Source organism: Streptomyces avidinii (assembly GCF_014650695.1).
GTDB lineage: Bacteria > Actinomycetota > Actinomycetes > Streptomycetales > Streptomycetaceae > Streptomyces > Streptomyces avidinii.
The window spans coordinates 413,906-437,750 of the sequence record NZ_BMVL01000003.1; the positions used below are offsets into that span (position 1 = coordinate 413,906).

The 23,845-nt window shown below is 74.0% G+C and carries 20 protein-coding genes and 1 pseudogene; 8 read left to right on the forward strand and 13 right to left on the reverse strand.

Going from position 1 to position 23,845, the window contains the following annotated elements; genetic code table 11:
* Positions 1-230: 230 nt before the first annotated feature.
* Positions 231-840: pseudogene (locus tag IE257_RS09930) on the forward strand (ABC transporter ATP-binding protein); the annotation flags it as partial.
* A 414-nt stretch (positions 841-1,254) separates the two neighbouring features.
* The gene (locus tag IE257_RS39115; RefSeq protein WP_189967395.1) at positions 1,255-1,803 is read left to right on the forward strand and encodes an FtsX-like permease family protein; all 549 of its coding nucleotides are present in this window, start codon (positions 1,255-1,257) and stop codon (positions 1,801-1,803) included.
* Between the two features lie 91 nt (positions 1,804-1,894).
* Here IE257_RS39115 and IE257_RS09940 read toward each other — a convergent pair whose 3' ends face one another.
* Both IE257_RS09940 and IE257_RS09945 read right to left on the reverse strand, forming a co-directional pair.
* Positions 1,895-2,356 carry a Crp/Fnr family transcriptional regulator gene (locus IE257_RS09940; RefSeq protein ID WP_189966868.1) on the reverse strand — a complete coding sequence of 154 codons (462 nt, stop codon included), beginning with the start codon at positions 2,354-2,356 and terminating at the stop codon, positions 1,895-1,897.
* A 146-nt stretch (positions 2,357-2,502) separates the two neighbouring features.
* Positions 2,503-2,811 (reverse strand): hypothetical protein, encoded by a 309-nt coding sequence (locus IE257_RS09945; protein ID WP_189966870.1) that lies wholly within the window; start codon positions 2,809-2,811, stop codon positions 2,503-2,505.
* A 259-nt stretch (positions 2,812-3,070) separates the two neighbouring features.
* On the opposite strand from IE257_RS09945, the gene IE257_RS09950 reads away from it, so the two are divergent.
* Complete coding sequence (locus IE257_RS09950; RefSeq protein ID WP_189966872.1) at positions 3,071-5,026, forward strand: glycoside hydrolase family 5 protein; 1,956 nt, start codon at positions 3,071-3,073, stop codon at positions 5,024-5,026.
* Here the strand turns inward: IE257_RS09950 and IE257_RS09955 are convergent.
* Entirely contained in the window at positions 4,932-6,482 is a 1,551-nt protein-coding gene (locus tag IE257_RS09955) for an MFS transporter (protein WP_189966874.1), read from the reverse strand. The two genes, IE257_RS09950 and IE257_RS09955, sit on opposite strands and share 95 nt — an antisense overlap.
* Before the next feature lie 77 nt (positions 6,483-6,559).
* Here IE257_RS09955 and IE257_RS09960 point away from each other — a divergent pair, with 77 nt between their 5' ends.
* Together IE257_RS09960 and IE257_RS09965 are read left to right on the forward strand one after the other, a co-directional pair.
* On the forward strand, positions 6,560-7,159 hold the full coding sequence (locus IE257_RS09960; protein ID WP_189966876.1) for a helix-turn-helix domain-containing protein: 600 nt from the start codon (positions 6,560-6,562) through the stop codon (positions 7,157-7,159).
* Positions 7,160-7,343: 184 nt separating this feature from the next.
* Entirely contained in the window at positions 7,344-10,076 is a 2,733-nt protein-coding gene (locus tag IE257_RS09965; protein WP_189966878.1) for a DNRLRE domain-containing protein, read from the forward strand.
* Positions 10,077-10,140: 64 nt separating this feature from the next.
* On the opposite strand, the gene IE257_RS09970 is transcribed toward IE257_RS09965, so the two are convergent.
* The 6 genes from IE257_RS09970 to IE257_RS09995 form a co-directional block, all read right to left on the reverse strand.
* Positions 10,141-12,657 carry an acyl-CoA reductase gene (locus tag IE257_RS09970; RefSeq protein WP_229920239.1) on the reverse strand — a complete coding sequence of 839 codons (2,517 nt, stop codon included), beginning with the start codon at positions 12,655-12,657 and terminating at the stop codon, positions 10,141-10,143.
* Complete coding sequence (locus tag IE257_RS09975; RefSeq protein ID WP_189967343.1) at positions 12,654-13,802, reverse strand: LuxE/PaaK family acyltransferase; 1,149 nt, start codon at positions 13,800-13,802, stop codon at positions 12,654-12,656. The genes IE257_RS09970 and IE257_RS09975 overlap by 4 nt, the downstream gene beginning before the upstream one ends.
* A 5-nt stretch (positions 13,803-13,807) precedes the next feature.
* Positions 13,808-14,953 carry a GNAT family N-acetyltransferase gene (locus IE257_RS09980; RefSeq protein WP_189966880.1) on the reverse strand — a complete coding sequence of 382 codons (1,146 nt, stop codon included), beginning with the start codon at positions 14,951-14,953 and terminating at the stop codon, positions 13,808-13,810.
* Positions 14,950-16,314 carry an MFS transporter gene (locus IE257_RS09985; RefSeq protein WP_189966882.1) on the reverse strand — a complete coding sequence of 455 codons (1,365 nt, stop codon included), beginning with the start codon at positions 16,312-16,314 and terminating at the stop codon, positions 14,950-14,952. The genes IE257_RS09980 and IE257_RS09985 overlap by 4 nt, the downstream gene beginning before the upstream one ends.
* Entirely contained in the window at positions 16,311-17,594 is a 1,284-nt protein-coding gene (locus tag IE257_RS09990; RefSeq protein ID WP_189966884.1) for a phenylacetate--CoA ligase family protein, read from the reverse strand. Before IE257_RS09990 ends, IE257_RS09985 begins: the two co-directional genes overlap by 4 nt.
* Before the next feature lie 250 nt (positions 17,595-17,844).
* On the reverse strand, positions 17,845-18,270 hold the full coding sequence (locus IE257_RS09995) for a DUF3224 domain-containing protein (protein ID WP_189966886.1): 426 nt from the start codon (positions 18,268-18,270) through the stop codon (positions 17,845-17,847).
* A 145-nt stretch (positions 18,271-18,415) separates the two neighbouring features.
* Here IE257_RS09995 and IE257_RS10000 point away from each other — a divergent pair, with 145 nt between their 5' ends.
* On the forward strand, positions 18,416-19,378 hold the full coding sequence (locus IE257_RS10000) for a helix-turn-helix transcriptional regulator (protein WP_189966888.1): 963 nt from the start codon (positions 18,416-18,418) through the stop codon (positions 19,376-19,378).
* Positions 19,379-19,391: 13 nt separating this feature from the next.
* Here IE257_RS10000 and IE257_RS10005 read toward each other — a convergent pair whose 3' ends face one another.
* Positions 19,392-19,877, reverse strand: coding sequence for a hypothetical protein (locus tag IE257_RS10005; protein WP_189966890.1), 486 nt, complete (start codon positions 19,875-19,877; stop codon positions 19,392-19,394).
* Positions 19,878-19,973: 96 nt separating this feature from the next.
* Between IE257_RS10005 and IE257_RS10010 the strand changes: the two genes are divergently transcribed.
* Complete coding sequence (locus IE257_RS10010) at positions 19,974-20,273, forward strand: hypothetical protein (protein ID WP_189966892.1); 300 nt, start codon at positions 19,974-19,976, stop codon at positions 20,271-20,273.
* Between the two features lie 11 nt (positions 20,274-20,284).
* Here the strand turns inward: IE257_RS10010 and IE257_RS10015 are convergent, their stop codons facing one another.
* Together IE257_RS10015 and IE257_RS10020 are read right to left on the reverse strand one after the other, a co-directional pair.
* Positions 20,285-21,127, reverse strand: a complete 843-nt coding sequence (locus IE257_RS10015) for a MerR family transcriptional regulator (protein WP_189966894.1) — start codon at positions 21,125-21,127, stop codon at positions 20,285-20,287.
* A 68-nt stretch (positions 21,128-21,195) separates the two neighbouring features.
* Complete coding sequence (locus IE257_RS10020) at positions 21,196-21,627, reverse strand: hypothetical protein (protein WP_189966896.1); 432 nt, start codon at positions 21,625-21,627, stop codon at positions 21,196-21,198.
* A 542-nt stretch (positions 21,628-22,169) separates the two neighbouring features.
* Here IE257_RS10020 and IE257_RS10025 point away from each other — a divergent pair.
* Positions 22,170-22,898, forward strand: coding sequence for a peptidoglycan-binding domain-containing protein (locus IE257_RS10025; RefSeq protein ID WP_189966898.1), 729 nt, complete (start codon positions 22,170-22,172; stop codon positions 22,896-22,898).
* 54 nt (positions 22,899-22,952) lie between these two features.
* Here IE257_RS10025 and IE257_RS10030 read toward each other — a convergent pair whose 3' ends face one another.
* Entirely contained in the window at positions 22,953-23,756 is an 804-nt protein-coding gene (locus IE257_RS10030) for a hypothetical protein (protein ID WP_229920240.1), read from the reverse strand.
* Positions 23,757-23,845: the final 89 nt, after the last annotated feature.

A 23,845-nucleotide genomic window follows, 5' to 3' on the forward strand; every position in this document is an offset into this window, starting at 1 on the left:
TGAGTGCAGACCGCAGCCGTACCGGAGGGCTGACCTGTGGGGGAGCGGGCCGCCGAATCGGCCGAACACCACCCGGGAGACCTCCCCGAAACCTGCCGCGCCCGGCCGTGATCTGCCGGAACGGGCCCCGGACCGGGCTCCGGAACCCCTCCGGGGGTAGGGCTGGCCCTACCCCTGGGACACGGTCTGGGCCCGCTGTGCCGCGCCGCCCGCACCGGTTGGCTGGGGGCATGGAACACGACGCGATCCAACTCAGGGACGTCACCCGGGTCTTCGGCTCGGGCGACCGGGCGGTCACCGCCCTCGACCAGGTCTCCCTCGCCTTCCCGCGGGGCACCTTCACCGCGGTCATGGGCCCCTCGGGCTCCGGCAAGTCCACCTTGCTGCAGTGCGCGGCCGGGCTCGACCGGCCGACGTCCGGCAGCGTGCGCGTGGGCGGCACCGAACTCGCCGGGCTCGGCGAGACGCACCTGACCCTGCTGCGCCGGGATCGCATCGGTTTCGTGTTCCAGGCCTTCAACCTGCTGCCCGCCCTGACCGCCGAGCAGAACGTCGCCCTGCCGCTGCGGCTGGCCGGCCGCCGCCCCGCCGGGGCCGAGGTCCGCGAGGTCCTGGCCCGGATGGGCCTCGGCGACCGCGCCCGGCACCGGCCCGCGCAGCTGTCCGGCGGCCAGCAGCAGCGCGTGGCCCTGGCCCGCGCCCTGATCACCCGGCCCGAGGTGCTCTTCGGCGACGAACCCACCGGGGCGCTGGACTCGCGGACCGGCCGCGAGGTGCTCACCCTGCTCCGGTCCATGGTCGACACCGAAGGCCAGACGGTGGTCATGGTCACCCACGAGACCGGGCAGCGGACCACCGCCGACTACGTGATCACCGGTGGTGCGGGCGGGTTCGACGGGGTCGCCGTCGAACGGGTACGGGCCGTACCCGGGACGGAGGTCTCCGCCACCGCGGCGACCTCCGTCCACCGCCGCGAGGAAGGAGCGGCCCTGATCCGCTCCGAAGCCCGCGCCGCCGACCCCCGCGGGCTGGCCCGGACCACCGAACTGCCCCTCACGGCGGGCCGGGTCACCGATCTCGACGACGACTCCGTCATCGTCACCGAGGAATGGGAGCGGCACACCGTCGGATCGGCCGTCGAGGTGTGGCTGGGCGACGGCACCCGCAGGACCCTGCGGATCGCCGCCGTGATGAGCGTCGGCACGGGCAACAACGGGGCGTACGTCACCCCCGGCCAACGCCCCCGGAGCCACCGTGGACCGGATCGACGTACGCCTGCTCCCGGGCGCGGACGGCGCGGCGGTCCGTGCCGCGCTGGCCGAAGCCACCCGGGGATCGGGGGGCCGGGTCCTCACCATGGGCCGATGGCTGGCCGAGAACCACCCCGGGACCAGGCGCACCACGCGGACGGGCTTCGTGCTGGTGCTCGGCATCGCCCTGCTCTACACCGGTATCGCGCTCGCCAACACCCTCGTCATGGCCACCTCCGACCGGGCCCGCGAACTCGCGATGCTGCGCCTCGCGGGCGCCACCCGGTGGCAGGTCCTGCGGTTGGTGGCGGGAGAGTCCCTGCTCGTCGTGCTCGTCGGTGCGGTCTCCGGAACCCTCGTCGCCGCCCTGAACCTGGCCGGTGTCCGGGCGGCACTGGGGCTCCTGAACGTCAGGAGCGCCCTGGTGGTCCCGTGGGGCGCCCTCGGGGCGACGTCCGCCGCCTGCGCGGCCCTGGCGGTGCTGTCCGCGGTCGCCCCGGCCGCGGTGTGCCTGCGGCGCCGTGCGGTCGAGTCGGCGGGCGTGCGGGACTAGGCCGTCTCTTCCGGATCTTGCGGTGCTCCGAGGGCCCGGCAAGATCCGGAAGAGACGGCCCGGGCCCAGGTGTGCTGTCCCGGGGCGACACCTAGCCCGTGGCGGTCAGGCGGGGTGCGTACAGGTCCAGCAGGCGGGTGCGGGTCTGTTGGAGGCGCATCGCGAGGACGCGGCCGACCCAGTGCCCGACGGCGGAGCCGAAGGTGGGGTCGGCGTCCATCAGCATCCGGACGGTCGCGGCGTCGAACTCGTACGCCCGCACCGGTGTCATCGCCTCCGCACCCAGCTGCCACACGTACGGCGGGAACAGCCAGGACCAGCCCACCAGCTCGCCGGGGCCGAGGCTCTCCACGGGTGCGGGCCGTCGGCCGGCCACGGGGATCTCCAGGGTCACCGTGCCGGAACGCACGATCCAGAAGGAATCCGCCCTCGTGCCCTCGTCGAAGATGCGCGCACCCTCGGGGAAATTCACCTCGCGGGCCTGGGACATCAGCCGTCCACGGTGCTCGGTGGACAGGACGGCGGCGATCCGGATGGGGGAAGGTGTGCTCACGACGGCCTCCGATCACGACCCCCCACGACGCTCCTGCTCTCCCAGTGTCGCCGACACCCGGCGGATCGCGGCCCGATCGGAGGCGGTTTCTTCCGCGCCCGATGCGGGTAGCGGGCTCCGCGCCCTTGCGCCGCCCGGGCGGCCGGCTAGGGAGTGTCCTCGGCGTTCGCCTCCATGCAGGCCAGCTCCATCGCGTCCAGGACCGCTTCGTGGCTGCGCCCGCTCAGCTCGGCGACGTTCTCGATCTGGGCCGTGGCCCAGGCCGCCAGCGTCATCACCAGCACCCGCAGCCCGTCGGTGCCGTGCTCGGCCAGTACGGCGTCGGCGACGATCATGGCTTCCTCGGGGACCTGCTCGGGCGGTTCCAGGCCCGCGAGGCCGCGCAGCAGGGCGAGGGTGCGGCGGGAGATCTCCGGCGTCATTCCCGCCAGCCGCATGTCTTCTTGCTCGTCCATCCGCCCCGCCCTCCGGTGCCGTGCCCGAATCACCTCAGGGCACGGTAGAGGGGCGCAGCCGGTCGCGGGGCGGTTTCCGCAGGGTGACCGTGCGTGACCGACGCCGCCCGGGAGTCGTCCGGGTGCCGCCCGGGCGGACCGGTGCCGGCCGGACGTGCCCGAAAGCGGGCGTGCGTTCGACTTCCCTCGGAGGCGACCCGCCGGTAACCTGCGCGGCGGCAGCCGCCCGCCGGGACGGCCGGATCCTGGCAGGAGCGAGATGAAGAGCCTCTTACGCGCGGTGTTCTGCGCCCTTCTGCTGGTGGCCGGCGCGGTGTCGGCGCCGTTCGCAGGGCCCGCCCTCGCCGCCCAGGTGACCGCGCCCGCGCCCGGTGCGGGCGGCGGCGCCGAGACCTGGACCCCGCCCCTGTCCACCCGCGGCCGGTACATCGTCGACGCGCAGGGCAACCGCTTCCGCCTGAGCTCGGGGAACTGGGACGGAGCCCAGGGTTCCTGGAACGGCTCAGGGGACCGCAATGATCCCGCCACGCACCACAGCGGGCAGAACGCCCACGGCATCCCGATCGGCCTGGACCGCGTCCCCCTGCCCACCCTGGTCGCCGACTTTCGGGCCCTGGGGCTCAACAGCATCCGGCTGCCCTTCTCCAACGAGATGCTGCGCGACAGCGCCGCCGTCCCGGACGCGGCCGTCGCCGCCAATCCGGCCCTGCGCGGCCGCACCCCCCTCCAGGTGTACGACGCCGTGGTCGCCGCCCTCACGGGCGCGGGCTTCGCCGTCATCCTCAACAACCACACCGTCACCACCCGCTGGTGCTGCGGCCTCGACGGCAACGAACGCTGGAACAGCGGCCGTTCCACCGCCCAGTGGGCCGACGACTGGGTCCTCCTCGCCCGCCGCTACCGGGACAACCCGCGCGTGGTCGGCGCCGACCTCTACAACGAGGTCCGCCGCGACGTCTTCGACGACCCCAACTGGGGCCTCGGGGACAACCACGACTGGCACGCCGCCGCCCAGGAGGCCGCCGACCGCATCCTCACCGAGGCCAACCCGAACCTGCTGATCGTCGTCGAGGGCATCAACTGGTTCGGCCTGCCCGTGGACGGCTTCCCGCACGGCCGCCCCACCCTCACCCCCGTGCGCACGCTCTCCCACACGCTGGTCGCCTCGAACAAGCTGGTCTACTCCGCCCACTTCTACGGGTACACCGGCCCCCGGCACAGCGGTGCGACCGGCATCGGCGAGACCAGCGACCTCCGCTACCAGGACATGACCGCGGCGGAGCTCGAACAGACCCTCTACGACCAGGCCTTCTTCGTGTCCGCCGAGACCGGCGCACACTTCACCGCCCCCGTCTGGATCAGCGAGTTCGGCATCGGGGCCGACGAGACCGGGGCCGCCCCGCGCACCTGGTTCGACCGCCTCACCGGGTACCTGACGCGCTCCGACGCCGACTTCGCGTACTGGCCCCTCGCCGGCTGGAGCACCGACGCCCAGGGCAACCCGGGCGGCGACAGCTGGGCGCTGCTGCGCTACGACGCGGCCGGCCGCCGCTCCGGCGTCCTGGACCCGGGGGACTGGCGCACCGCCCGCTGGTCCCCGCTCGCCACCACCCCCGGCCGCACCGGTCCGGTCCCCGCCACCCCCGCCTGGTACCAGCTGACCACCGACCACCGCGATCACAACGCCTCGCTGAGCACCCGGGCCACGGGCGACTGGGACAGCGGGGCACGCAAGGCGGTCTGCCCCGACGGCGCCCGACTCGCCGGGCTCGCCCACACCGGCGGCCGCGGCCTGTGCACCACCTCCGACCTGCGGGCCCCGACGGGCGGCCACACCGTGGTCCGCGACGAGAGGTACGTCCCGGCGGGCGGCGACTGGGCCACCGGGTACACGAAGTTCCAGTGCCCGGGCGGCCAGTTCCTGATCGGCTACAGCCTGCGCGGCGAGCGGGTCTCGGCGGCGCTCTGCGCCCCGGCCCGTACGGCCCTGCCCGGGGGTGGCCGGACGCTCTGGTTCGACCGGGGCGACAACCGCCCGCCGGGCGGCCCGGGCGGCGACTTCGGTTACGGGAACTACAAGGGCCAGTGCCTGCCCACCGAGTACGCGGCGGGCATCGCCTTCACCACCCGCGCCGCCACCCGCCCTTCGCCGGCCGCCCTGCTGTGCCGTCCGCTGCCGGGGCCGGACGCCCTTCAGGACGGCGTACGAGGGTGACGGCGGCGCAGACGGCGAGCGCGGCCAGGATCAGCACCGCCGCCACCAGGAAGGTGAACCGCGCCCCGGTGGCCACGGCCGCGGCCGGCGCCGAGGCGATGTCGGTGGTCGCCGACGCGTGCGCGAACACGGCGCCCATGACGGACGCGCCGGTGACGAGTCCGAGGTTGCGCGACAGGTTGAGCATGCCGGAGACCACGCCCCGCCGGTCCGGGCCGACGTCCGCCATGACCGCGGTGTTGTTGGCCGTCTGGAACACCGCGTAGCCGGCGGTCACGACCGCGAGCGGGAGGACGTACCCGAGGACGCCGAGGGACGGCGGCGTCATGGACAGGGCGAGGGCCCCGGCCGCCATCACGAGGAGCCCGAGGAGGGTCATGCGCTGCGGGCCGAACCGGTCGGCGAGCCGGCCCGCCGGCACCCCGGTCACTGCGGCGACCAGCGGTCCGACCGACAGGACGAGTCCGACCGGGGCCTCGTCGAGACCGAGCGTGCGGGAGAGGTAGAAGGGCCCGACCACCAGCGTCGCCATCATCACCGTCGACACGAGCGCGCCCGAGACGAGGCCGGCGCCGATCACCGGATCGCGCAGCAGCGCCCGTTGGACCAGGGGCGTCGCTGCCCTCGCCTCGGCGCGCACGAAGAGGGCGGCGCCGCAGGCGGCGGCCAGCAGCAGCGCCGTGTTGAGTGCACCGAAACGGCCGCGACCGAGGGTCATGGCGAGTGCGTAGGCCGCGAGCGTCAGTGCGAGCAGCAGCGTACCCACGTGGTCGAAGCGAGCCCGGTCGGCCCCGAACCCCTGCCGGTCGGCGGGCAGGTGGCGGTGGGCGAGCAGGAACGCGATGAGCCCCAGCGGAACGTTGACGAGGAAGAGCGCCCGCCAGCCGAACCCGGCGAGCAGGGCGCCGCCGAGCGACGGACCGAGAGGGGTGCCCACCGCGGACATGGTGCCGAGCAGCCCCATGGCGCTGCCCGTGCGTTCCTTCGGGACGGTCTCACCGACGAACGCCATGGTGAGGGCCATCATGACGGCCGCGCCCAGGCCCTGGGCGGCCCGGGCGCCGATCAGCAGCCAGAGCGCCGGCGCGGCGGCGCAGAGCACCGAGGCCGCGGTGAACAGGGAGATCCCGGCCAGGAGCAGCCGCCGCCGGCCGACGAGGTCACCGAGCCGGCCGACCCCGACGACCAGGGTGGTGATGGCGAGGAGATAGGCGAGGACGACCCATTGCACCTGCTGGAAGGAGGCGGAGAAGACCTGCGTCAGGGTCGGCAGGCCGACGTGGGCGATGCCCGTGCCGAGCGAGGACAGCAGCACGGAGAGGGAGAGGCCGGCGAGCGCCCACGGGACGGTGGGCCGGTGGGCGCCTGCGCTCCCGTCGCCACCGGTGCGGCACCCTGCGTCTGCTGTCGCCTTTACGGAATCGCTGGGTGGCCGCCGTGGGCCGAGTGGGTTCATGCCGCGAGGGTGCGGTCACCCGAGCACGACCGGCAAACCTTGTTGCCGTTTCCGGGACGGCCGAGTGGAATGGCCGTATGAACGACACGCCGGCTCCGCAGCCGTCTCCCCATCGGGCGGTCCTCGACGAGGTGGCCCCCCGGCTCAGACGGCTGCGCGCCCGGCGCGGCCTCACCCTGGCCGCGCTCTCCGAGACGACCGGCATCTCGAAGAGCACCCTGTCCCGACTGGAGTCCGGGCAGCGCCGCCCCAGCCTGGAACTCCTGCTGCCGCTCGCGGCCGCCTACCAGGTTCCCCTGGACGACCTGGTGGGCGCTCCCGAGGTGGGGGACCCCCGGGTACGGCTGACCCCCCGAGCCCTGCCGAACGGCGGTACGGCCGTCCCGCTGACCCGGGGCCCGGGCCCCCTCCAGGCGTACAAGATGCTCATCGCCGACCGGGGCGGCGAGCCGGATCTGCGGACGCACGAGGGCTACGAGTGGCTGTACGTGCTGGAGGGACGGCTGCGCCTCGTCCTCGCCGAGCACGATCTGGTCCTCGGCCCGGGCGAGGTCGCCGAGTTCGACACCCGGGTGCCCCACTGGTTCTCCAGCGCGGACGGGCGGCCGGTGGAGATCCTCAGCCTTTTCGGGCGGCAGGGGGAGCGCATGCACGTCCGGGCGAAGCCCCGCGGGTGACGGCGGGGCGCGTGCGGAGCCCGGCCCGATTTTGCATCCGATGTGTCAAGTGGGATGAATCAGGCCTCGAATCGCTCTAGGGTGCGCCCGTAGGCATGGTTTACGGACTTCTGTTCGGCGATTTTCGGCCATGTCTCGTACGGCCGCACCGTACGGCCGTACCGCATACCGAACTGGGGGATTCATGCGTAGATCCCGAGGGCTGGCGGCCGCTCTCGCCCTGTCCCTGGCCGGCACCGGTGCAGGGGTGGGCCTCGGCCTCGTCCCGCAGGCGGTGGCGCTCACCCCGCCCGTCGCGTTCACCGCCGACGCGCTGGCCACCTGGCAGCCCAACGGCGTGGTCTGGGCGCTCGCCGAGGCGGGCGGCCAGGTCTTCGCCGGCGGCACCTTCTCCACGGTGCGCCCGCCGGCCGGAGGCTCCGGAAGCGAGCAGTCGGCCGTGAACTTCGTGGCGCTCGACGCCGCGACCGGCGCCCCGACCTCCTGCAAACTGTCCTTCACCGTCGGCTCCGGCACCGCCACGGTCCGCGCGCTCGCCCTCTCGCCGGACAAGGCGACCCTGTACGTCGGCGGCTACTTCGGCGCCGTCAACGGAACCGCCGTCTCCAGCCTCGCCGCCGTCGACGTGGCGAGCTGCACGGTGAAGCAGGGCTTCCGCCCCGCCTTCGCGGCCACCGTCCGCGCCCTCGCCGTCACCGGCGACACCGTCTACGCCGGTGGCGACTTCCTCAGCGTCGCCGGCCAGCCGCGCGAGCGCTTCGCCGCCGTCGGCGCGACCGACGGCGCCCTGAAGCCCTTCACCGCCGACGCCGACGAGCCCGGGCGCGCCGTCGAGGTCACTCCGGACGGCCGGAACGTCGTCCTCGGCGGCGACTTCTTCACCGTCAACGGTGCGAACACGCACGCACTGGCCGTCGTCGACGCGACGAGCGGCGCACTGACCAAGTCGTACGCGGGCTTCATCGAGACCAACTCCGTCGTCAAGGACGTCGCGACCGACGCGAGCGGCTTCTACACCGCCAACGAGGGCACCGGCGGCGGCGTCTTCGACGGCCGGATCGCGCTCAACCTGAGCGACTTCGGTCAGCGCTGGCGCGACACCTGCCTCGGCGCCACCCAGGCCGTACTGCCCTACCAGAACGTGCTCTACAGCGCCTCGCACGCCCACGACTGCTCCAGCGTCGGCGAGTTTCCCGACGGCCAGCGCCACCACCTGCTCGCTCAGCCCACCAGCGGCACCGGCAAGCTCGGCTGGGCCCCCGACACCAACGACGGAATCGGCGAGGGCATCGGGCCGCGCGTGATGACCGTCGGGTCCAAGGGCGGCGTCCAGTACCTCTGGGTCGGCGGGGAGTTCACCACCGTCAACGGCGCCGCGCAGCAGAGCCTGACGCGCTTCGCCTCCACCGGGGACACCGGCGCGCCCACCGTGCCCGTCGCGAGCGCGGTCAGTTTCAGGCCCGGCGAGGTCCAGGTCCGCTGGCGCACCGGCGTCGACCTGGACGACAGCGCGCTGACCTACCGGATCTACCGCAACGGCGCGGCCACTCCCCTCGCCACGGTCACCGCCGACTCGCTGTTCTTCAAGCGCCCGCAGGCCTCCTGGACCGACACCACCGCGGCGGCCGGCCAGTCGTACACCTACCGGGTGACGGCCACCGACGCGGCCGGCAACACCAGCGCCCTGTCCGCGACCGCGAGCGTGACCGTACCGACCCAGGTGGACGGCTATCCGAACCAGGTCCGCTCCGACGGAGCCCAGCAGTACTGGCGCTACGACGAAGCGGCCGTGCCCTTCGTCGCCGATTCCTCCGCCGGCGGCAACCAGAGCGGCGTGCACCTGAACGCCCCCGCCCTGCGCCAGAGCCCCGGCGCCGTCTCCGGAGGGAGCACGGCGATCGGCTTCAACGGCACGGACACCCAGGTGTACGGGGACACCCGGCAGACGGTCGGCAGCACCTACACCGTGGAGACGTGGTTCAGGACGAACACCACCCGGGGCGGCAAGCTCGTCGGCTTCGGAAGCAACCAGGCGCGCGGCAGCAATCAGTACGACAAGCACATCTACATGACCAATGACGGACGGCTGGTGTACGGCGTCTACACCGGCGCCACCCGCACCATCACCACCCCGGCCGCCTACAACGACAACCAGTGGCACCACGTCGTCGCGACCCAGGGCCCCGGCGGGATGACCCTCTACGTGGACGGCGCCCAGAAGGGCACCCTGAACGTCACCACCCACGAGAACTTCTCGGGCTACTGGCACGCCGGCGGCGACAGCCTCGGCGGCTGGCCCGACCGCCCGACGAGCGAGTACTGGGCGGGCCAGCTCGACGAAACCGCCGTCTATCCGACGGTCCTGAGCGCCGCGCAGGTCCAGAACCACTACGCCCTCGCCACCGCCCCGGCCGACTCGGTGGTCCTGGTGGCCGCCGCGGAGGACACCTACGCCAACGCGGGTGCGCCCGCCACCAACTACGGCACCTCGGGGTCGCTCGCGGTGCGCGGCACCTCGTTCTACGCGAGCTACCTGCGGTTCGACCTGCCCGCCGCGCCCGCGGGCACGGTGCTGAAGTCGGCCGCGCTCAGCGTGAAGACGAGCACGCAGAGCGGCGCCGGCACCACGGACACCGTCTCGGTCCTCCCGGTCACCGGCTCGTGGAGCGAGGGCGGGACCACGTACAACAGCCGCCCCGCGCTGGGTGCTCCCGCGCTCGGCTCCTTCGCCGGGATCCCGGACGGTTCGGCGGTGCACACCACCGCGCTGACCACCGCGAGCCTCGCGGCGGCGCTCGGCACCGGCTACGACCTGGCGCTGAGCAGCACCGGGACGGACGCCCTGTGGCTGTGGTCCTCGGAGGCGCAGGCGGCCGAAGGGACACCGCAGCTGACGCTCACCTTCGGCGCGCCGTGACCTGAAGGGCCCAGGAACAAGGGGCGCGGGACAGCCATCGGGCCGTCCCGCGCCCCCGTTCGTCTCAGCCGCGCGCGTCCACCACGGCGAGGAGTTTGCCGCTGGTCGGGCTGCGGTCCAGCGCCGCGCCGTCCACCGCCTCGACCGCCAGCTCCAGCAGCTTCTCCGCCACCGCCGAGCGCAGCTCCGGGTAGCCGGCCAGGAAGACGTCCCGCAGCCGCTCCGGATCCGTCGTCCCGGTCCGCTCCACCCGTACCGTCAGCCGCTCGCGCGCCTCGGTGGTGTCGAGCCGGATCTGCAACTCGCCGCGGTGGCCGCCGTTTTCCTCGGCCAGGTCCAGGAAGCGCCGGTGGTTGAAGAAATACGTCGCCACCCGCATCACGTCGCCGGTGCGCCCCCGCAGTTCGAAGCGGGGGGCGTGCCGTCCGCACGGGCAGCGGCCCGGGACCTCCCGGCCGAGGTCCCCTATCACGTACCGGCCCAGCTGCTGGCCGCGTCGCGCGTGCGTGGTGAAGACCAGCCGGCCCGTCTCGCCCGGGACCACCGGGCGGTCCTCGGCCAGGTCCAGGATCTCCATGGTGTGGAGGTCGGCGTGCAGGTGGTGCACGCCGCCGGAGCTCTCGGTGCACTGGTAGCCCAGCGGGCCGAGGTCGGTGCTTCCGTAGGTGATCGAGCGGACGACCTCGATCCCGAAGGTGTCCTTCAGGGTGCGCTGCTGTTCCTCGGTGAAGTGCTCGCCGCCGTAGAACACCTTGCGCAGGCCGCCGTAGGCGCGCAGCGCGTCCGCCTCCGCGTGCAGCAGCTGCCACAGGTAGGAGGGCATGCCGAAGAGGGTGTCGGCCCCGTGGTCCACGATGGCGCGGACCGTTGCCGCGTGGTCGGGGCCCGCGGACAGCGGCAACTGCACCCCGCCGAGCCGTTCCAGCACGGAGAAGAAGCTGATGAAGCTGCCGTACATGGCACCGCAGTAGAACAGGTTGGCGGTGCGGTCCGATGCCGGGTCGTACCCGGCTGCCAGCAGGCCACGGGCGGCGGCGTGCATCTGCGTGTCGTAGTCGTCGTAGCTGAAGACCGACAGCGCCGGTGCGCCGGTACTGCCGCCGCTGCGGAAGTACAGCTCGGCATCGGCCCGCGTCAGCCGGCGGGCCGGCTCCTGCACGTCCTCCTTGCCCTGCAGCGGGCCCGCCGGCCGCGGCAGCACCACGGGCCGGACCAGGTCGTCCAGGCAGGCGGTGGTGGCGAACCGGACCGGATCGGCCTGGACCGCGACGCGGCGGCTGTAGCGCTGCAGCGCGTAGACGCCGTCGTGCGGTTCACCCGCGTAGCTCTCCAGCATGGCGCCGACCGGTGTGACGCGGGTGACGCCCGCCGCCAGGACGGTGCGCGACAGCTCGGCGATGTCCGTCGGGCTGCCCGCCAGACCCGCCGTCTGAAGGTAGCGGCGCATCGGCCGCAGGGTGGCGATCAGCTGCTTGCGGGGCAGCGGCTTGACCCACACGCTGCGGTGCAGCGGTGAGGCGGTCAGCGGGGACCGGGTGTCGGCCATGACCCGCCACGAGCCGTCGGCAGCGGCGAACACCCGGGTCAGGCCCAGGTGTTCCTCCAGCCGGGCCACCAGCTCGGTGGTGGTCAGCTCGGCGGCCTCCGCCGGATCCGGCTCGCCCGCCGGAGCACCGGCCGCGGCCGGCGTCCGGGCCGCGAGGACCGCGGCGAAACGCTCGGCGAAAGCGAAGACCTCGTCCTCGTCCTCGGTGTCGAGGTAGACCACCTGCGGGCTGGAACACGCCTCCTGCTCGTGCAGGCAGACGTCGTCCGCCAGGGCATCGAGCGTGCCGGCGTCCGACCAGGCATCGGCCGTCAGGTACGCGAAGGAGATCCGGTGCCCCCACTCCACCAGCCGGCAGCCGGCCGGCACATGGGCCGCCACCCCCTCGACGGCGGCTTCCCCACCCCATACGGCGACGGCGTCCGCGGGCGCGCACATCAGGCGCAGCCACTCCTGCCGGGAGGAGGGGAAGCGCAGGACGACGATCCGCGCGGCCAGTGCGCCGCTCGGGTCCAGGGCCGCGAGCTCCGCCATCAGGTGCTGGGTCAGGAGCGTGTCGGCGCTGCTGGTCCGCAGGATGTTGACGTTCCCCGCCAGCAGCCCCTCGACGATGCTCAGCGGCGCGACCGTCGCGGCATTGCCCGGCGCGATGTGGGCCACCAGGCCGACGGGCACCCACGCCTCGAAGACCGTCTCGCGCGGGTCCGCCCGGTTCAGCCGGCCGGGAGCCGCGCCGCCGAGTTCCCGGCGCAGTTTGCGGGTCAGCTCCCGTCGGCCGAGGAGGCCGCCCAGCTCGGTCAGGACGGCCGGGTCCTCACCCTCGGGCAGGTGCGCGGCGAGCCGGGCGCGTACGGGGTGGCCGGGGTCGCACAGTGCGGCACCGAGGGCGTCGCACGCGGCCAGGACGGTCTCGGTCTCCAGGGTCTCCGCGAGCGCGGCCTCGACGGCGGCCGGCAGGCCGGTGAGCCGGCGACCGGCCTCCTCGTCGCCGATGAACTCGCCCTGCCAGTAGTGGTGGTGCACGCTCACGGTCACGCCATTCCCTTCATCAGTTCCGCTGCGGCCACCGCGCAGCTGCGGTTGCGGCTCACCCCGGCACGGCCGTGGACGGTGAACCAGGGGGTTTCCAGCTCGCACCCGCAGGCGTCGCCCGGCAGGAGGGAGGCGAGGTCGCCCATGACCACGCTCTGCGCCGGCACCGAGGTGATGTACGGCGACACGAGGTGCAGGTAGCCCCGCTCCCCGTACGGGAGGGGTTCGAGCGTCCGGGTGGAGCGGATCGTCACCCGCGACCAGACGGGGGCGTGCAGCCGGTGGTGGTCGCACTCGATGTACGGGATGCAGTGCTCCACCGACCCGAAGGTGTCCCGGATCCGCTCACCCGGAACGCCGAGCTGCTCGGTGACCCGGGAGTACAGCTCCTCCTTCCCGATGCGCCGGTCGGCGTGCCCCTTCCAGCCGCCGCCGAGGACGACGAGGGAGCCCTCGGGAAGGCGCAGCGGAGGCAGCCCCATGGCCCGCATCCGCTCCAGGGTGAAGAAGAGGAAGGCCGGGAAGCCGAGGATGCGGACCGGGGCGTCCTCCCGCTCGAAACGCCGCAGGGCGGCGATGCAGCCGAAGGGGTCGAACTCGTGCTCGCCGCCGGTGTTGCGCAGTGCGTACGCGACGCTGCGCGCGGGGGCGAAGTCGCACAGGTAGTTGTCCGTGAAGGCGGTCCCCAGGTTCAGGGACGGGGCCGGCTCGTAGCTGTACAGGAGGTAGTTGACCTCCTGGTCGGGGGTGATCCAGCCGTTGCGCTCGAAGATCCGGGCGACCATGCGCTGGGCGGAACGGATGGTCCAGTGGTCGAAGAACATCTGCGACTTCTGGCCGGTGGTGCCGGAGGAGGTCAGGTGCAGCTCGACGTCCTCCGGGGGGACGGAGAGCACCTCGTGCCGCTTGAAGAAGTTCGCGTGGACGAGCGGCGTGCGGTACGGCTCGGCCGGGGGAGTGGCCTCGTACAGGGAGCGGAAGAACGCGGAGCGCTCGGTGTGCCACGCGTTGCTCTCCGCCATGGCCGCGGCGAACAGTTCGTCCTGCGCGGGTCCGAAGGCGTACGGGTCGGTCAGGTCGCACAGCTCTTGTACGTGCGGCAGCAGGGCCGGGTCGGGTACGGCGACCGGCGCGAGATGGGGGTTCATGGGGCTCATGAGGCAACCTCGGATGATGTGGGCAGGTGTGTCGACGCCCAGGCCGACACGTAGCAGTCCAGATACGGCTGGAGGGGCGGTTCGACGGCGACGCCGCGGAAGTCGATCCGCTCGCCGGAACGCGACAGGACGGCGTAGTCGTGGAAGCCGTCGCCGTCCGCGCGCATGGCCGGATAGACGGCCCCGGCGACGAACCCCTGGGCGAGGAAGGCCGAGAGGGCCTCGTGGTGCGCGAGCGGTACCAGTGCCTCGACGTAGCCGGCGCCCGCACGGGCGAGGGCCCGGGTGACGGGTTCGAGGTGGGCCGCCGCGGCGGCCGGGTCGGGGTGGGCCGTCAGCAGGGAGCCGTACCCGCCGGCCCGGTTGAGGTAGGCGTAGACCTCGAACCGGCCGTCTTCGGGAGTGAGCAGCACGTTCGGCGTGTGCAGCGGATAGAACCAGCCCTCGGCGCCCGGGAACTGCTCGCGGAAGCGGCGGCGGACAAAGGCCGGTGCCTCGATGACCTCCAGCCGTTCGACCGCCGCGTGCGGTGCGGGTGCCGGCAGCGGGCGGGCGGCGGCGCCGACCCCCGGGTAGCCGATGCCGAGCGCGGATTCGGCGGTGCGCAGCAACGGCAGGAGTGCGGCCGGTACTTCGGTGACCGGGATCCGGCGGTCGAGCACCCCGGCGGCGTGACGCGCGTAGAGCGCAAGGGTCTCGCGGCTGCTGAGATCCACGGCGTTGGGCAGGATGCCCAGGGGGCGGAAGCCGTTGCGGGCCACGACGCGCTGCGGGCCGGCGCTGACGGTGCGCACGGTCGCGTACACCGAGTCCAGGCGGCCGGTGTCCAGCATCCCGGCGCACAGGGCCTCGGTGAGGGCGGCGGCCAGGCCCGCCGAGCGGTGCTCCGGGTGGACCGCGATGCCCTCCAGGCGGCCGGTCCGGCTGCCCGACTCGCCGCGGATGGCGGCGGACGCGGTCAGCGACCCGGTGTCGGGGCAGCGGGTGACCAGCCACAGGGAGTGCGGGTCCGAGATGAGCCGGGCCATCTCGGCCGGGTCGGTGCCGAGGGCCACGGGGTAGTGCGGACCGTAGACGGCGTAGTAGAGCTGGCGCAGTTCGGCGATGTCCGCGAGGACGGCCGGGGCGATCACGGGGCTCATCGCTCGCCTCCGGCGGGTTCCGCCACGGTGGGCTCGGGCGTACGGGACCCCAGCAGGGCCAGCGTGCAGGCCGCGGGAAGCAGGCCGATGCCTTGCACGAGGCAGAGCGTCTGCGGGGAGAGGAAGTCACCGGCGGAGCCGAACACCAGGGACGCCACCGGCAGGGAGGCACCGAGGACGGCCTGCATCACGGCGAAGAACCCGGGCTTGTCCGCCGTCGGCACCATCCGCTGGAACAGGGCGACGAAGCGGACGCTGACGGCCCCGGCACACCAGCCGGCCACGGCCAGGCAGCCGGCGACGACCGGGCGCTGCGCGAACAGTCCGGGCAGCGCCAGGGCGAGGGCCATCAGACCCAGGCACCAGGCACCGGCGACCGTGGGCCGACCGGGTACGCGGGTGCCGGTGAAGGCGCCGACGAGCGCACCGGTGCCCAGGGCGGCCTCCAGCAGGGCCACGGTTTCGCCTCCGCCGAAGAGGACCGAGCGGGTGTAGAGCGGGATGACGACGAACACGGCGGCGGTGAACAGGTTCGCCGCGGTGAAGCAGATCAGGATCCGCCGTACGGAGGGCATTTCGGCCAGGATGCGCAGGAGCGGGCGCCGCGGGGAGGGACCCGCCGGGCCGTCCGTCCCGTCCGCGTCGGCCGGGTCGGCGGTACGGAAACGGGCGCTCGCGACGAGGGCGGCGGCGCCGAGGTAGGCGGCCGCGCAGCCGACGGCGAGCCCGGACACGCCCGTCCGGTCGACGGTCAGGGCGCCGAGCAGGGCTCCCGCGAGGCCGGCGAGGGACTGGGTGGACAGTTCGAAGCCCGTGGCCGTCTCGATGTCGGCGTCGTCGACGAGTTCGGGAACCGAGGTGGTCAGGCAGGGATCGAAGAACGCCTGGCAGGTCGCCAGGGCGAGGGCCGCCCCGTACACGCCGGCCAGCGGCAGGCCCCCACCGTGGGCCCAGAGCGCGAGGGCGCCGGAGGCGGCCCCCGCCAGGGCGGCGGCGTTCCGCAGCACGGAGCGGTGGGCGAACCGGGCGATGGTCGCGGCCACGGCGGGCGCGAGCGCCACGGCGGGCAGCGTGCAGGCCGCGAGGAACAGCCCGGAGGCCAGCCCGGGAGCCTCGGGCACGGCGTGCGCGACGATCCACCAGGCCACGCCGACCTGGAACATGCGCACGGCGGCCTGGGTGAGGATCTGGCCGAGCCACACCGCGCCGAAGGCCCGGTTGCGCAGGACCAGGGGACGGCGCCGGGCGTCGGCACCGGCGGGGGCTCCGCTAGCCGTACCGGTCCCGGTGCTCGTTCCGGGTGCGGCGACCGGTGAGGCCGGGGGCGAGGCGGCGGATGAAGCCGCGGGGGAGGAGGTCATGCGGTCGGCCTCTCGTCGAGGACGCGGACGAGCTTGCCCGAGCGCGGGTTGACGGCGAGGTCCCGGTGACGTGCCCACTCCACGGACAGCGGGTGCACGAATCCGGCACGCACACTGTCCGGATACAGCGGCCGTACGGTCTCCAGCTGTGTGACGACGGCCTCGGCCAGCGCCTCACGACCGCCCGCGATACGGCCGCCGGTGTCGTCACCGGGGGCCGTCGCCAGCCGCAGGACGAGCCCGTCGCGGCCGTCCCAGCGGCGGACCACGAGCTGCATGCCGACCACGCGGCCTTCTGTGTCCGCCGCGGCCACGGCGTCCTGGGCGTCCTGCGTGTAGAGGGAGACGGGGCCCACGCGCACGCCTTCCTCGGCGCGCCCGAGGATCCTGAAGTGGCCGGGCCCGGTGCCGGTCCATTCGGCCCGGTCGCCGGCGGGGTAGCGGATGATCGGCATGAGGCGGCGGAAGAGGCTGGTGACGACGACCCGGCCGGGGCGCCCCGGTTCCGTGATGGGTTCGTCGCTGGAGTCGTCGAGGATCTCGACGACCGCGTACGGGGTGAAGGCCCGGTGCACCCGGGCGTCGGGGCCGGACACCGGGCGGCCGAGCAGGCCCGCGTCGACGCTGGCGTATCCGACGGAACGGACCTCGGCACGGGGGAACGCGGCGGCCAGCAGCCGCCGTTGGTCGTCGAAGAGGGCCTCGCCGCCGAAGAGGAGCAACTCCACCGCATCGAGCCGGACACCGGACGCGACGACCTGCTCGGCGAGTCGGCACAGGGTGGTGGGCGTGCCGGTCAGTACCTGGGCGGCGAGATCGCGCAGCGTGGGGATCGTCGACTCCGGCGGCGCGGCGCCGCCGACGGGCAGGCGGACGTTGTCCACGGGCGCGTGGGCGAGCGAGTCGAGGACGAAGAGGAAGCTGGCGTACAGCTCCCCGGCGTAGAAGAGGTCGGCGACGCGGTGCCCCGGGCGCAGACCGGTGTCCACGAGCCCCTGGCCGAAGGCGGTGACGAAGGTGCGCCACTCGTCGCGGGTGTAGACGGAGAACTTGGGAGATCCGGTGGTGCCGCCGGTCTTGTAGACCGTGGCCTCGCTGAGCGGGCCGGTCAGTACGCGGCTGTCGTGCAGGGCGTTGGCCGCCCAGAAGTCCTGCTGGTCGACCACCGGCAGGTCGGTGAGGCGGTCGACGTGCGGTGGCAGGGACGCGTAGAGGTCCCGGTAGTAGGGCGAGTTGTGGCGGGCGAAACGTATGAGGTCCGAGAGCTGCTGGGCGGACATGAGCCTTTGCCTGGGTGACGGGAACGGGGACGGGAGTCACGGCGGGGCGCGGCTGGAGCTGGAACTCGCCTGCGGGATCGGGCCGGTGTGAACGGGGGACCCCCCGGAGCCCCCGCCTCCCTCTGACGCACGCCGAGAACTGACGTGCAGTCACGATGATGAAACATCAGTCCACTAATCACCAAATTGGCCAAATATTCCCGGCCAATGCGCTCGTATTCAACAAGTTTTCCGGCCGAGGGGGCGCCCGTTACCCGTCCGAACCCAGGCCCAGGTCGTAGGTGAAGCGGTACTCGACGGAGGTGTCGCCGTGGCGGTAGGTGAAGCCTCCGGAGCCCGTCAGCCCGGCGAGGTCCCCCGTGCCGGAACCGGCGACCACCTCGAAGCGACAGACGGTGCCGCCAGCGTCGAAGGTGCCGCGCTCCTCCAGCACGAAGCTGCCCTTGCGGCCGTCCAGGCCGCCGGTGACCAGCTCCATGCCGCTGTAGGAGCCGAGGTTCTCCCCGATGTAGGCGATCGTGTAGTCGCAGGCGGTCCCGGGAGCCTCGATCCCTCCGGTGAAAGCGTTGGTGACATGGGCGTGGGCGAGCCGCGGGACGGCGTCCGCGGCGCCGACGGGGCTCTCCTCCCAGTCGGCGAAGGTGAAGCGGCCACCGGTCTCTACGGGCGTGGGCATGACGGTCCTCTCGGCCGGCCGGACGGATTTCCGCGTCCGGCGGTTGATCAGGTGGTGCAGCGCGGTGCTGGGCCGCGCCGCTGCGTGCCTTCAGGCTGTCACCCGTACCTGACACCTTCTGTCAGGTACGGGTGACAATGGCGCCATGCGCGCCGACCGGCTTCTCTCCCTGCTCCTGCTGCTGCAGAACCGCGGCCGGATGACCGCCCCCCGGCTCGCCGCCGAGCTGGAGGTGTCCGTGCGCACGATCCATCGCGACATCGAGGCTCTCGGCGCATCCGGCGTGCCCGTCCTCGCCGACCGCGGCCCGGCCGGCGGCTACCGGCTGGCCGAGGGCTACCGCACGCGCCTCACCGGCCTCACCGACACCCAGGCCGACTCCCTCTTCCTCGCCGGCGCCCCCGGAGCCGCGCGGGAACTCGGCCTCGGCGCCGATCTGGCCGCCGCCCAGCTCAAACTGCAGGCCGCGCTCCCGGCCGCACTCGCCGAACGCGCCCGCAGGATCCAGGACCGATTCCACCTCGACGCCCCGGCCTGGTTCCGGGAGGCCGACCCCGTCCCGCACCTCGCGCAGATCGCCCAGGCGGTCTGGGACCAGCACGTCCTGCGCACCCACTACCGCCGCTGGCGCGGCGAGGTCCGGCGCGATCTGCACCCGCTCGGCCTCGTCCTGAAGGGCGGCATCTGGTACCTCGTCGCCGCCGTCGAGGGCGCCGTACGGACCTACCGCGTCTCCCGGTTCCTCGCGGTGGACACGGCGCAGGAGCGCTTCGAACGGCCCGCCGGATTCGAACTCGCCGCCCACTGGCAGGAGTCCACCAGCCGCCTGGACGCCGTACTGCACCAGCAGACCGCCGAACTGCGCCTGTCCCCCGACGGCCAGCGGCTGCTGCCGATGCAGTTCGGGGCGGCGGGCACCCGGGCGCTCGCCGACGCCGGCCCGGCCGACGCCGACGGCTGGGTCCGGCTGCGCCTGAGCGTCGAGTCCCAGGCCGTCGCCGTCGGAGACCTGCTCCGGCTGGGCGCGGAGGCCGAGGTGCTCGGCCCGCCCGAACTGCGCCGCGCCCTCGCCGAGACGGTGACCGCGCTCGCCGCGCGCTACGCCTGAGGGCCGGGCGGGCTCACCCCGATCCGGGCACGCGCCCGCCCGGCCCGCCCGGGGGCTCCACCTCCAGGAAGCGGCGCCCCCGGGGGCCCCGGTACAACAGGCACACCCAGCCCAGCCGTTCCAGTACGGCCGCGCAGGCCGCCAGCCGCTCCTGCTCCTCACCGGCCGCGCCGCCGCCCGGCGGGCCGAGCCAGGTCACCTCGGCCCGCCCGGGCCCCGCGCCGGCCGCCACGCGGTAGCCGTTACGGGTACGCCGCCCCTGCGCGTCCAGTGCCGACGGCACGATCCCGGCCGCCTCCAGTACGAGGGCCACCGCGCGCGGCAGCTGCCGTACCTCCCAGGGCGCGGGAACCCCCGCGCCCGCCGGGCCGCCCACCACGCGGCGGATCTGCAGCAGCCCCTCGTACGCGGTGCGCAGCTCCGCCTCGCGCCGCCCGCCGGGCGCCGCGGGAGGGCCGTCGCCGGTCGCGGGCTCGAAACCCTGCCCGGGTACCGCCATCACCCACCACCGCCCCGTCCGTCTGAGTACCTCACACCCAACGGCCTGAGTATCCACCCCGATTCCCCGACGCCGCTCCGCTGCTGGAATGGGGACATGACTTCACAGGACCGGGGCAGCGCGACGACCGCCCGACCGCGCATGCAGCAGGTGACCACCGCGGGCTCCGCCCTGGCCGTGGCCCTGGTCCCGCTCGTGGTCGGCGTCCTGTTCGCCAAGGCGCTGGCCGCCGACCCGATGACCCCGGTCAACGCCCTGATCGCGGGCGGCGGCCAGCGGGCGGCACTGCCGCGGGGCGAGTGGAAGCGGCGCAGCCACAACACCGTGCGCAGGCTGCGCACCGCCCGGCGGGACACGGCCCGGCGGTGCGCCCGCGCCTGCGGACGCCGCCCCTGAGGGCTCCGGGGTCAGGAGGTGGCGGCCAACGGCTCCTGGAGCTCGGTGACCCACTGCTCCCGGTCCTGCGGGCAGGCCAGGGTCAGCTCGCGCGCGTACCCGGCCGAGCGGTGCCCGTGCGCATCGATCCAGCGCGCCAGGGCCTGCGCCGTCGGCAGGATCCCGTCCATCGACCCGCGGTGCACGACGGTTGCGGCCCGCTCCACCGCGGGCAGCGTGACGATCCGTACCGCACCCCCGAGGTCCTCGGCCCGCACCGAGGCGGCCACCGGCAGCCCGGCGTGGACGAGGACGGCACCCGCGGGCCCGGTCGCGGCCGCGTCCTCGTAGTAGGCGGTGCCGGGGCCGGTCGGGACGACCCCGGCCTCCTCGACGCGGCGGCACAGCTCGTCGTAGAGCGGCCCGATGACCGGCCCGATGTCCTGCGGTTCGTAACTCGCGGCCGTCCCGGTCAGCTCGGCGAGCCGGACGGGCGGAAGGCTCTTCACGACGATGTCGTCGGCAGGCATGGTTCCCTCGTTCTCAATGGTCCGGAGCCTCGCCTCGACCTGGACCAGCCGGGCCGCCGCGGCGGCCATGGCCGCCTCCAGCTCGGCCTGCCGCAGCCGCAGCATGCCGCGCAGTTCCTCCGCGCCCACCCGCTCGCCGAGGATCGTCCCCACCTCGTCGAGGCTGAAGCCGAGTTCCTTGAGCGCGATGACACGGTTGAGGCGGGCGAGCTGCCCGGCCTCGTAGAAGCGGTAGCCGGTGAACGGGTCGACACGCGCCGGGCGCAGCAGTCCGAGAGCGTCGTAGTGACGCAGCATGCGGACCGACACCCGGCCGTGCTTGGCGAAGTCTCCGATGGTGAACATGACGCGCTCCACTACAAGGTCTGACACAGGGAGAGGGTCAAGCGTCGCACCCGGTCCGGACCCGGTGGTCAGCGGCCGTACTGCCGCAGACACAGGTCGACGATGGACGGCGGCACCGTGCCCTCCGCGGCCGCGCACAACTGGTCCATGCGGGGCGGCGGGGCCGGCCGCCGCCGCGGGTGGGCCGGCGCCGGACCCGGCACCCGCCCCCGCCGGGGAGGCGGCGCCGCCTTCGCGGGGGCACGCCCGCGCGCGGGCTCCGGCTCCGGATCCGACCCGGTGGCCGGCTTCGGGCCCGGGGACGCGTCCGGACCGGGCGTGGCGGCCGGGGGCAGGGGCCCCAGCGGCAGGGCGAGCGGCGTCGGGGTCTCGGGCGCCTCGGCGGGCGGTACGGCCCCCCGTGCGGGCGACGAGGCCGTGTCCTGCGGTCCGACGGAGACACAGCCGGTGCTCGCGAGGAGCACGACGAGGGAGAGGGGCACGGCCCGACGTAACTGCATCCGACCACCTTGCCGTACGGCAGGGCCGGCCAGGTCCCGCTCTCATGCCTGCGGGTGACACCGGCCGGGCGGGAATGCCGGGGGCGTACGGGGAATTGGAACGACCGTACGGGTGAAGGGGGAGGCGCGACCCCCGGCTCCCCGTGCCGTGGTGTCCTGCCCGCCGATCGCCCGTACGGAGAACCGATCCATGACCTCAGCCGCCGCGTCCGGCAACAACCCCGCGCCGTCCCCCGAGTCCGGTCCGCCCGGGATGCCCGGAGAAGGGCCCGCCACGCTCACCTGACCGACAGAACGGATGGACGGGAGCGGATCGGACATCCGGCTTGACCTGGACCCTGCCGGAGGGCAAGAGTGCGCCGATCAAGGATCGCTGCTTGAGTCGCACTTCGGAGATGCACCAGATGTCCATATCCACGCCCGGCGCCCTCGCCGCCGGCGCGGCCCCGGCTCCCGCCGCCCGGCGGCGCGGAGCCTGACCGACCGGGTGGGGGCCGGCACCGCACCGCCGCGCCGGCCCCCGTCCCAGCCGGGAGACCACCATGCCCCAGGACCCTGATGAGAGCCGGCTCGTCCCCGACGACCACCTGCTCGTGCGCCCGTACGTCGCGCCCTCCGGCCGACCGCCCCGGCCGGCGGACCCCGCGCCCGCTCCCGCCTGGCCGCAGACCGGCCCCCTCGCCTTCCCCGGCCCGGCGCGCGTCCCGGCCCCCGGAGCCGCGGCCCCGGTTCCCGTTCGCGCCTCCGTTCCCCCTCCCGTGCGTGCTGCCGCCCGGAGCCGTCTCCCGTTCGCCGTGATCACCCTGCTGGCGCTCGCCGCCGCAGGCGCCCTGGTGCTCCTGCTGAGCGGCCCCGACCCGCGTCCGCCCCGGGCCGGGGTGCCCGCCGAGCTGTCCGTTCCGGTGCTCCCGGCGCGCAGCCCGGACTCCGCCGCCGATCCCCGGACACCCGCGCCGACCGCGTCCGTGCGGCCCGCCGCGCCCTCGTCGCCGCCCACGGCCACCGGCCGCACCCCGGAACCGCCGACCGCGCCGAGCACCCCGGCCTCCGGCCCGCCGGGCTCCTCCGGAACGCTGCGCATGGGGGACACCGGCCCCGAGGTGCGTTCCCTGCAGGAGCTGCTCCACGGCCAGGGGTTCACGTACGTCTCCGTCACCGGGGTCTTCGACGCCCAGACCAAGCGCGGCGTCAGCCAGCTCCAGCGCGACCGCTCCATCAAGGGCGACCCGAACGGCGTCTACGGCCCGGCCACCCGGGCGGCCATGCAGTGACCACCGGCCCGGCCCGGACGGCCGTCACGCGGACCGGTGCCGCGGGGCCTTCCGTCAGAACGGCGGGTCCTCGCTGTAGCCGCCGCCGATCGCCCAGTCGTTCTGCCAGGACGCGCGTGCGGCTCTGAGGACGGCGTACCGCTCGCGGGCCGCGATGTCGGCCTCGTTCTCCAGGTCGGTGATGTCGTGACCCCACGCCTTCAGAGCGCCCAGGACACGGTCCCGGTGGCGGCGGTCGGTGCTGGTGGCCAGCAGCCGGTGGGCGTGACCGGTCAGGTCGCTCCGGTGCGTGACGAGAGCGGGGTGTTCGACGAGGGGGACGGCGGCGACGAGCGCTGTGTTCCGTACCGCCGGGTTGTCGTGACCGAGGAAGGCACGGACAGCGGTGAAGAGCGCCGGGCGCAGCTCTCGGAACGCGCGCATCCCCTCGACGGGAGAGCCCTCGCCGCATGAGTCTTCGTCGGCGGCAACGCACGCGTCGTCGGCGTCACGGGCCGTCTCTCCGAGCCAGTCGAGCACGGCCACGAGGGTGGGGCGGCCCATCGACGTTGCATCGTCGTGGCGGGAACCGTCCACGGCGAGGGCCGGATGGTCGAGGATCGCCGCCGCGTACAGCGCCACGGGCATCGTGGCCTCGTAGATGCTGTTCTGATGGGTCACTTGGCCCAGCGCGTCCTTGACCGCGGCTTCCCTGACGAGCGGGTCGGGGTCGATGAGACGTGCCAGAGCCACCGGCAGGGATGCGCCCGTGCCGCACGGGGTGGCGAGCGATGCCCAGTCCGTGCCCTGCAGGAGCGTCTGATGGCGAGGCAGCTCGGCGGAGTACGGATCCATGGCCCGGCTGCTGCGATACGTCACCCACGGAGGCTATCGCCCCGTCGATCCGGCACGGCCGCCGGTGCGCTGTATCCCGGAGGGGAGCCCCGACGGCCGTCCGGGAGCGGCCC

Coding starts and splice junctions, on each gene's coding strand:
- IE257_RS10020 (WP_189966896.1), bottom strand. CDS start 21,627: ATGCAGTTACGTCGGGCCGTGCCCCTCTCCCTCGTCGTGCTCCTCGCG.
- IE257_RS09945 (WP_189966870.1), bottom strand. CDS start 2,811: ATGGACGAGCAAGAAGACATGCGGCTGGCGGGAATGACGCCGGAGATC.
- IE257_RS10005 (WP_189966890.1), bottom strand. CDS start 19,877: ATGGCGGTACCCGGGCAGGGTTTCGAGCCCGCGACCGGCGACGGCCCT.
- IE257_RS10010 (WP_189966892.1), top strand. CDS start 19,974: ATGACTTCACAGGACCGGGGCAGCGCGACGACCGCCCGACCGCGCATG.
- IE257_RS09960 (WP_189966876.1), top strand. CDS start 6,560: ATGAACGACACGCCGGCTCCGCAGCCGTCTCCCCATCGGGCGGTCCTC.
- IE257_RS09990 (WP_189966884.1), bottom strand. CDS start 17,594: ATGTCCGCCCAGCAGCTCTCGGACCTCATACGTTTCGCCCGCCACAAC.
- IE257_RS10025 (WP_189966898.1), top strand. CDS start 22,170: ATGCCCCAGGACCCTGATGAGAGCCGGCTCGTCCCCGACGACCACCTG.
- IE257_RS09955 (WP_189966874.1), bottom strand. CDS start 6,482: ATGAACCCACTCGGCCCACGGCGGCCACCCAGCGATTCCGTAAAGGCG.
- IE257_RS09965 (WP_189966878.1), top strand. CDS start 7,344: ATGCGTAGATCCCGAGGGCTGGCGGCCGCTCTCGCCCTGTCCCTGGCC.
- IE257_RS09950 (WP_189966872.1), top strand. CDS start 3,071: ATGAAGAGCCTCTTACGCGCGGTGTTCTGCGCCCTTCTGCTGGTGGCC.
- IE257_RS09995 (WP_189966886.1), bottom strand. CDS start 18,270: ATGCCCACGCCCGTAGAGACCGGTGGCCGCTTCACCTTCGCCGACTGG.
- IE257_RS09985 (WP_189966882.1), bottom strand. CDS start 16,314: ATGACCTCCTCCCCCGCGGCTTCATCCGCCGCCTCGCCCCCGGCCTCA.
- IE257_RS10015 (WP_189966894.1), bottom strand. CDS start 21,127: ATGTTCACCATCGGAGACTTCGCCAAGCACGGCCGGGTGTCGGTCCGC.
- IE257_RS10000 (WP_189966888.1), top strand. CDS start 18,416: ATGCGCGCCGACCGGCTTCTCTCCCTGCTCCTGCTGCTGCAGAACCGC.
- IE257_RS09975 (WP_189967343.1), bottom strand. CDS start 13,802: ATGAACCCCCATCTCGCGCCGGTCGCCGTACCCGACCCGGCCCTGCTG.
- IE257_RS09980 (WP_189966880.1), bottom strand. CDS start 14,953: ATGAGCCCCGTGATCGCCCCGGCCGTCCTCGCGGACATCGCCGAACTG.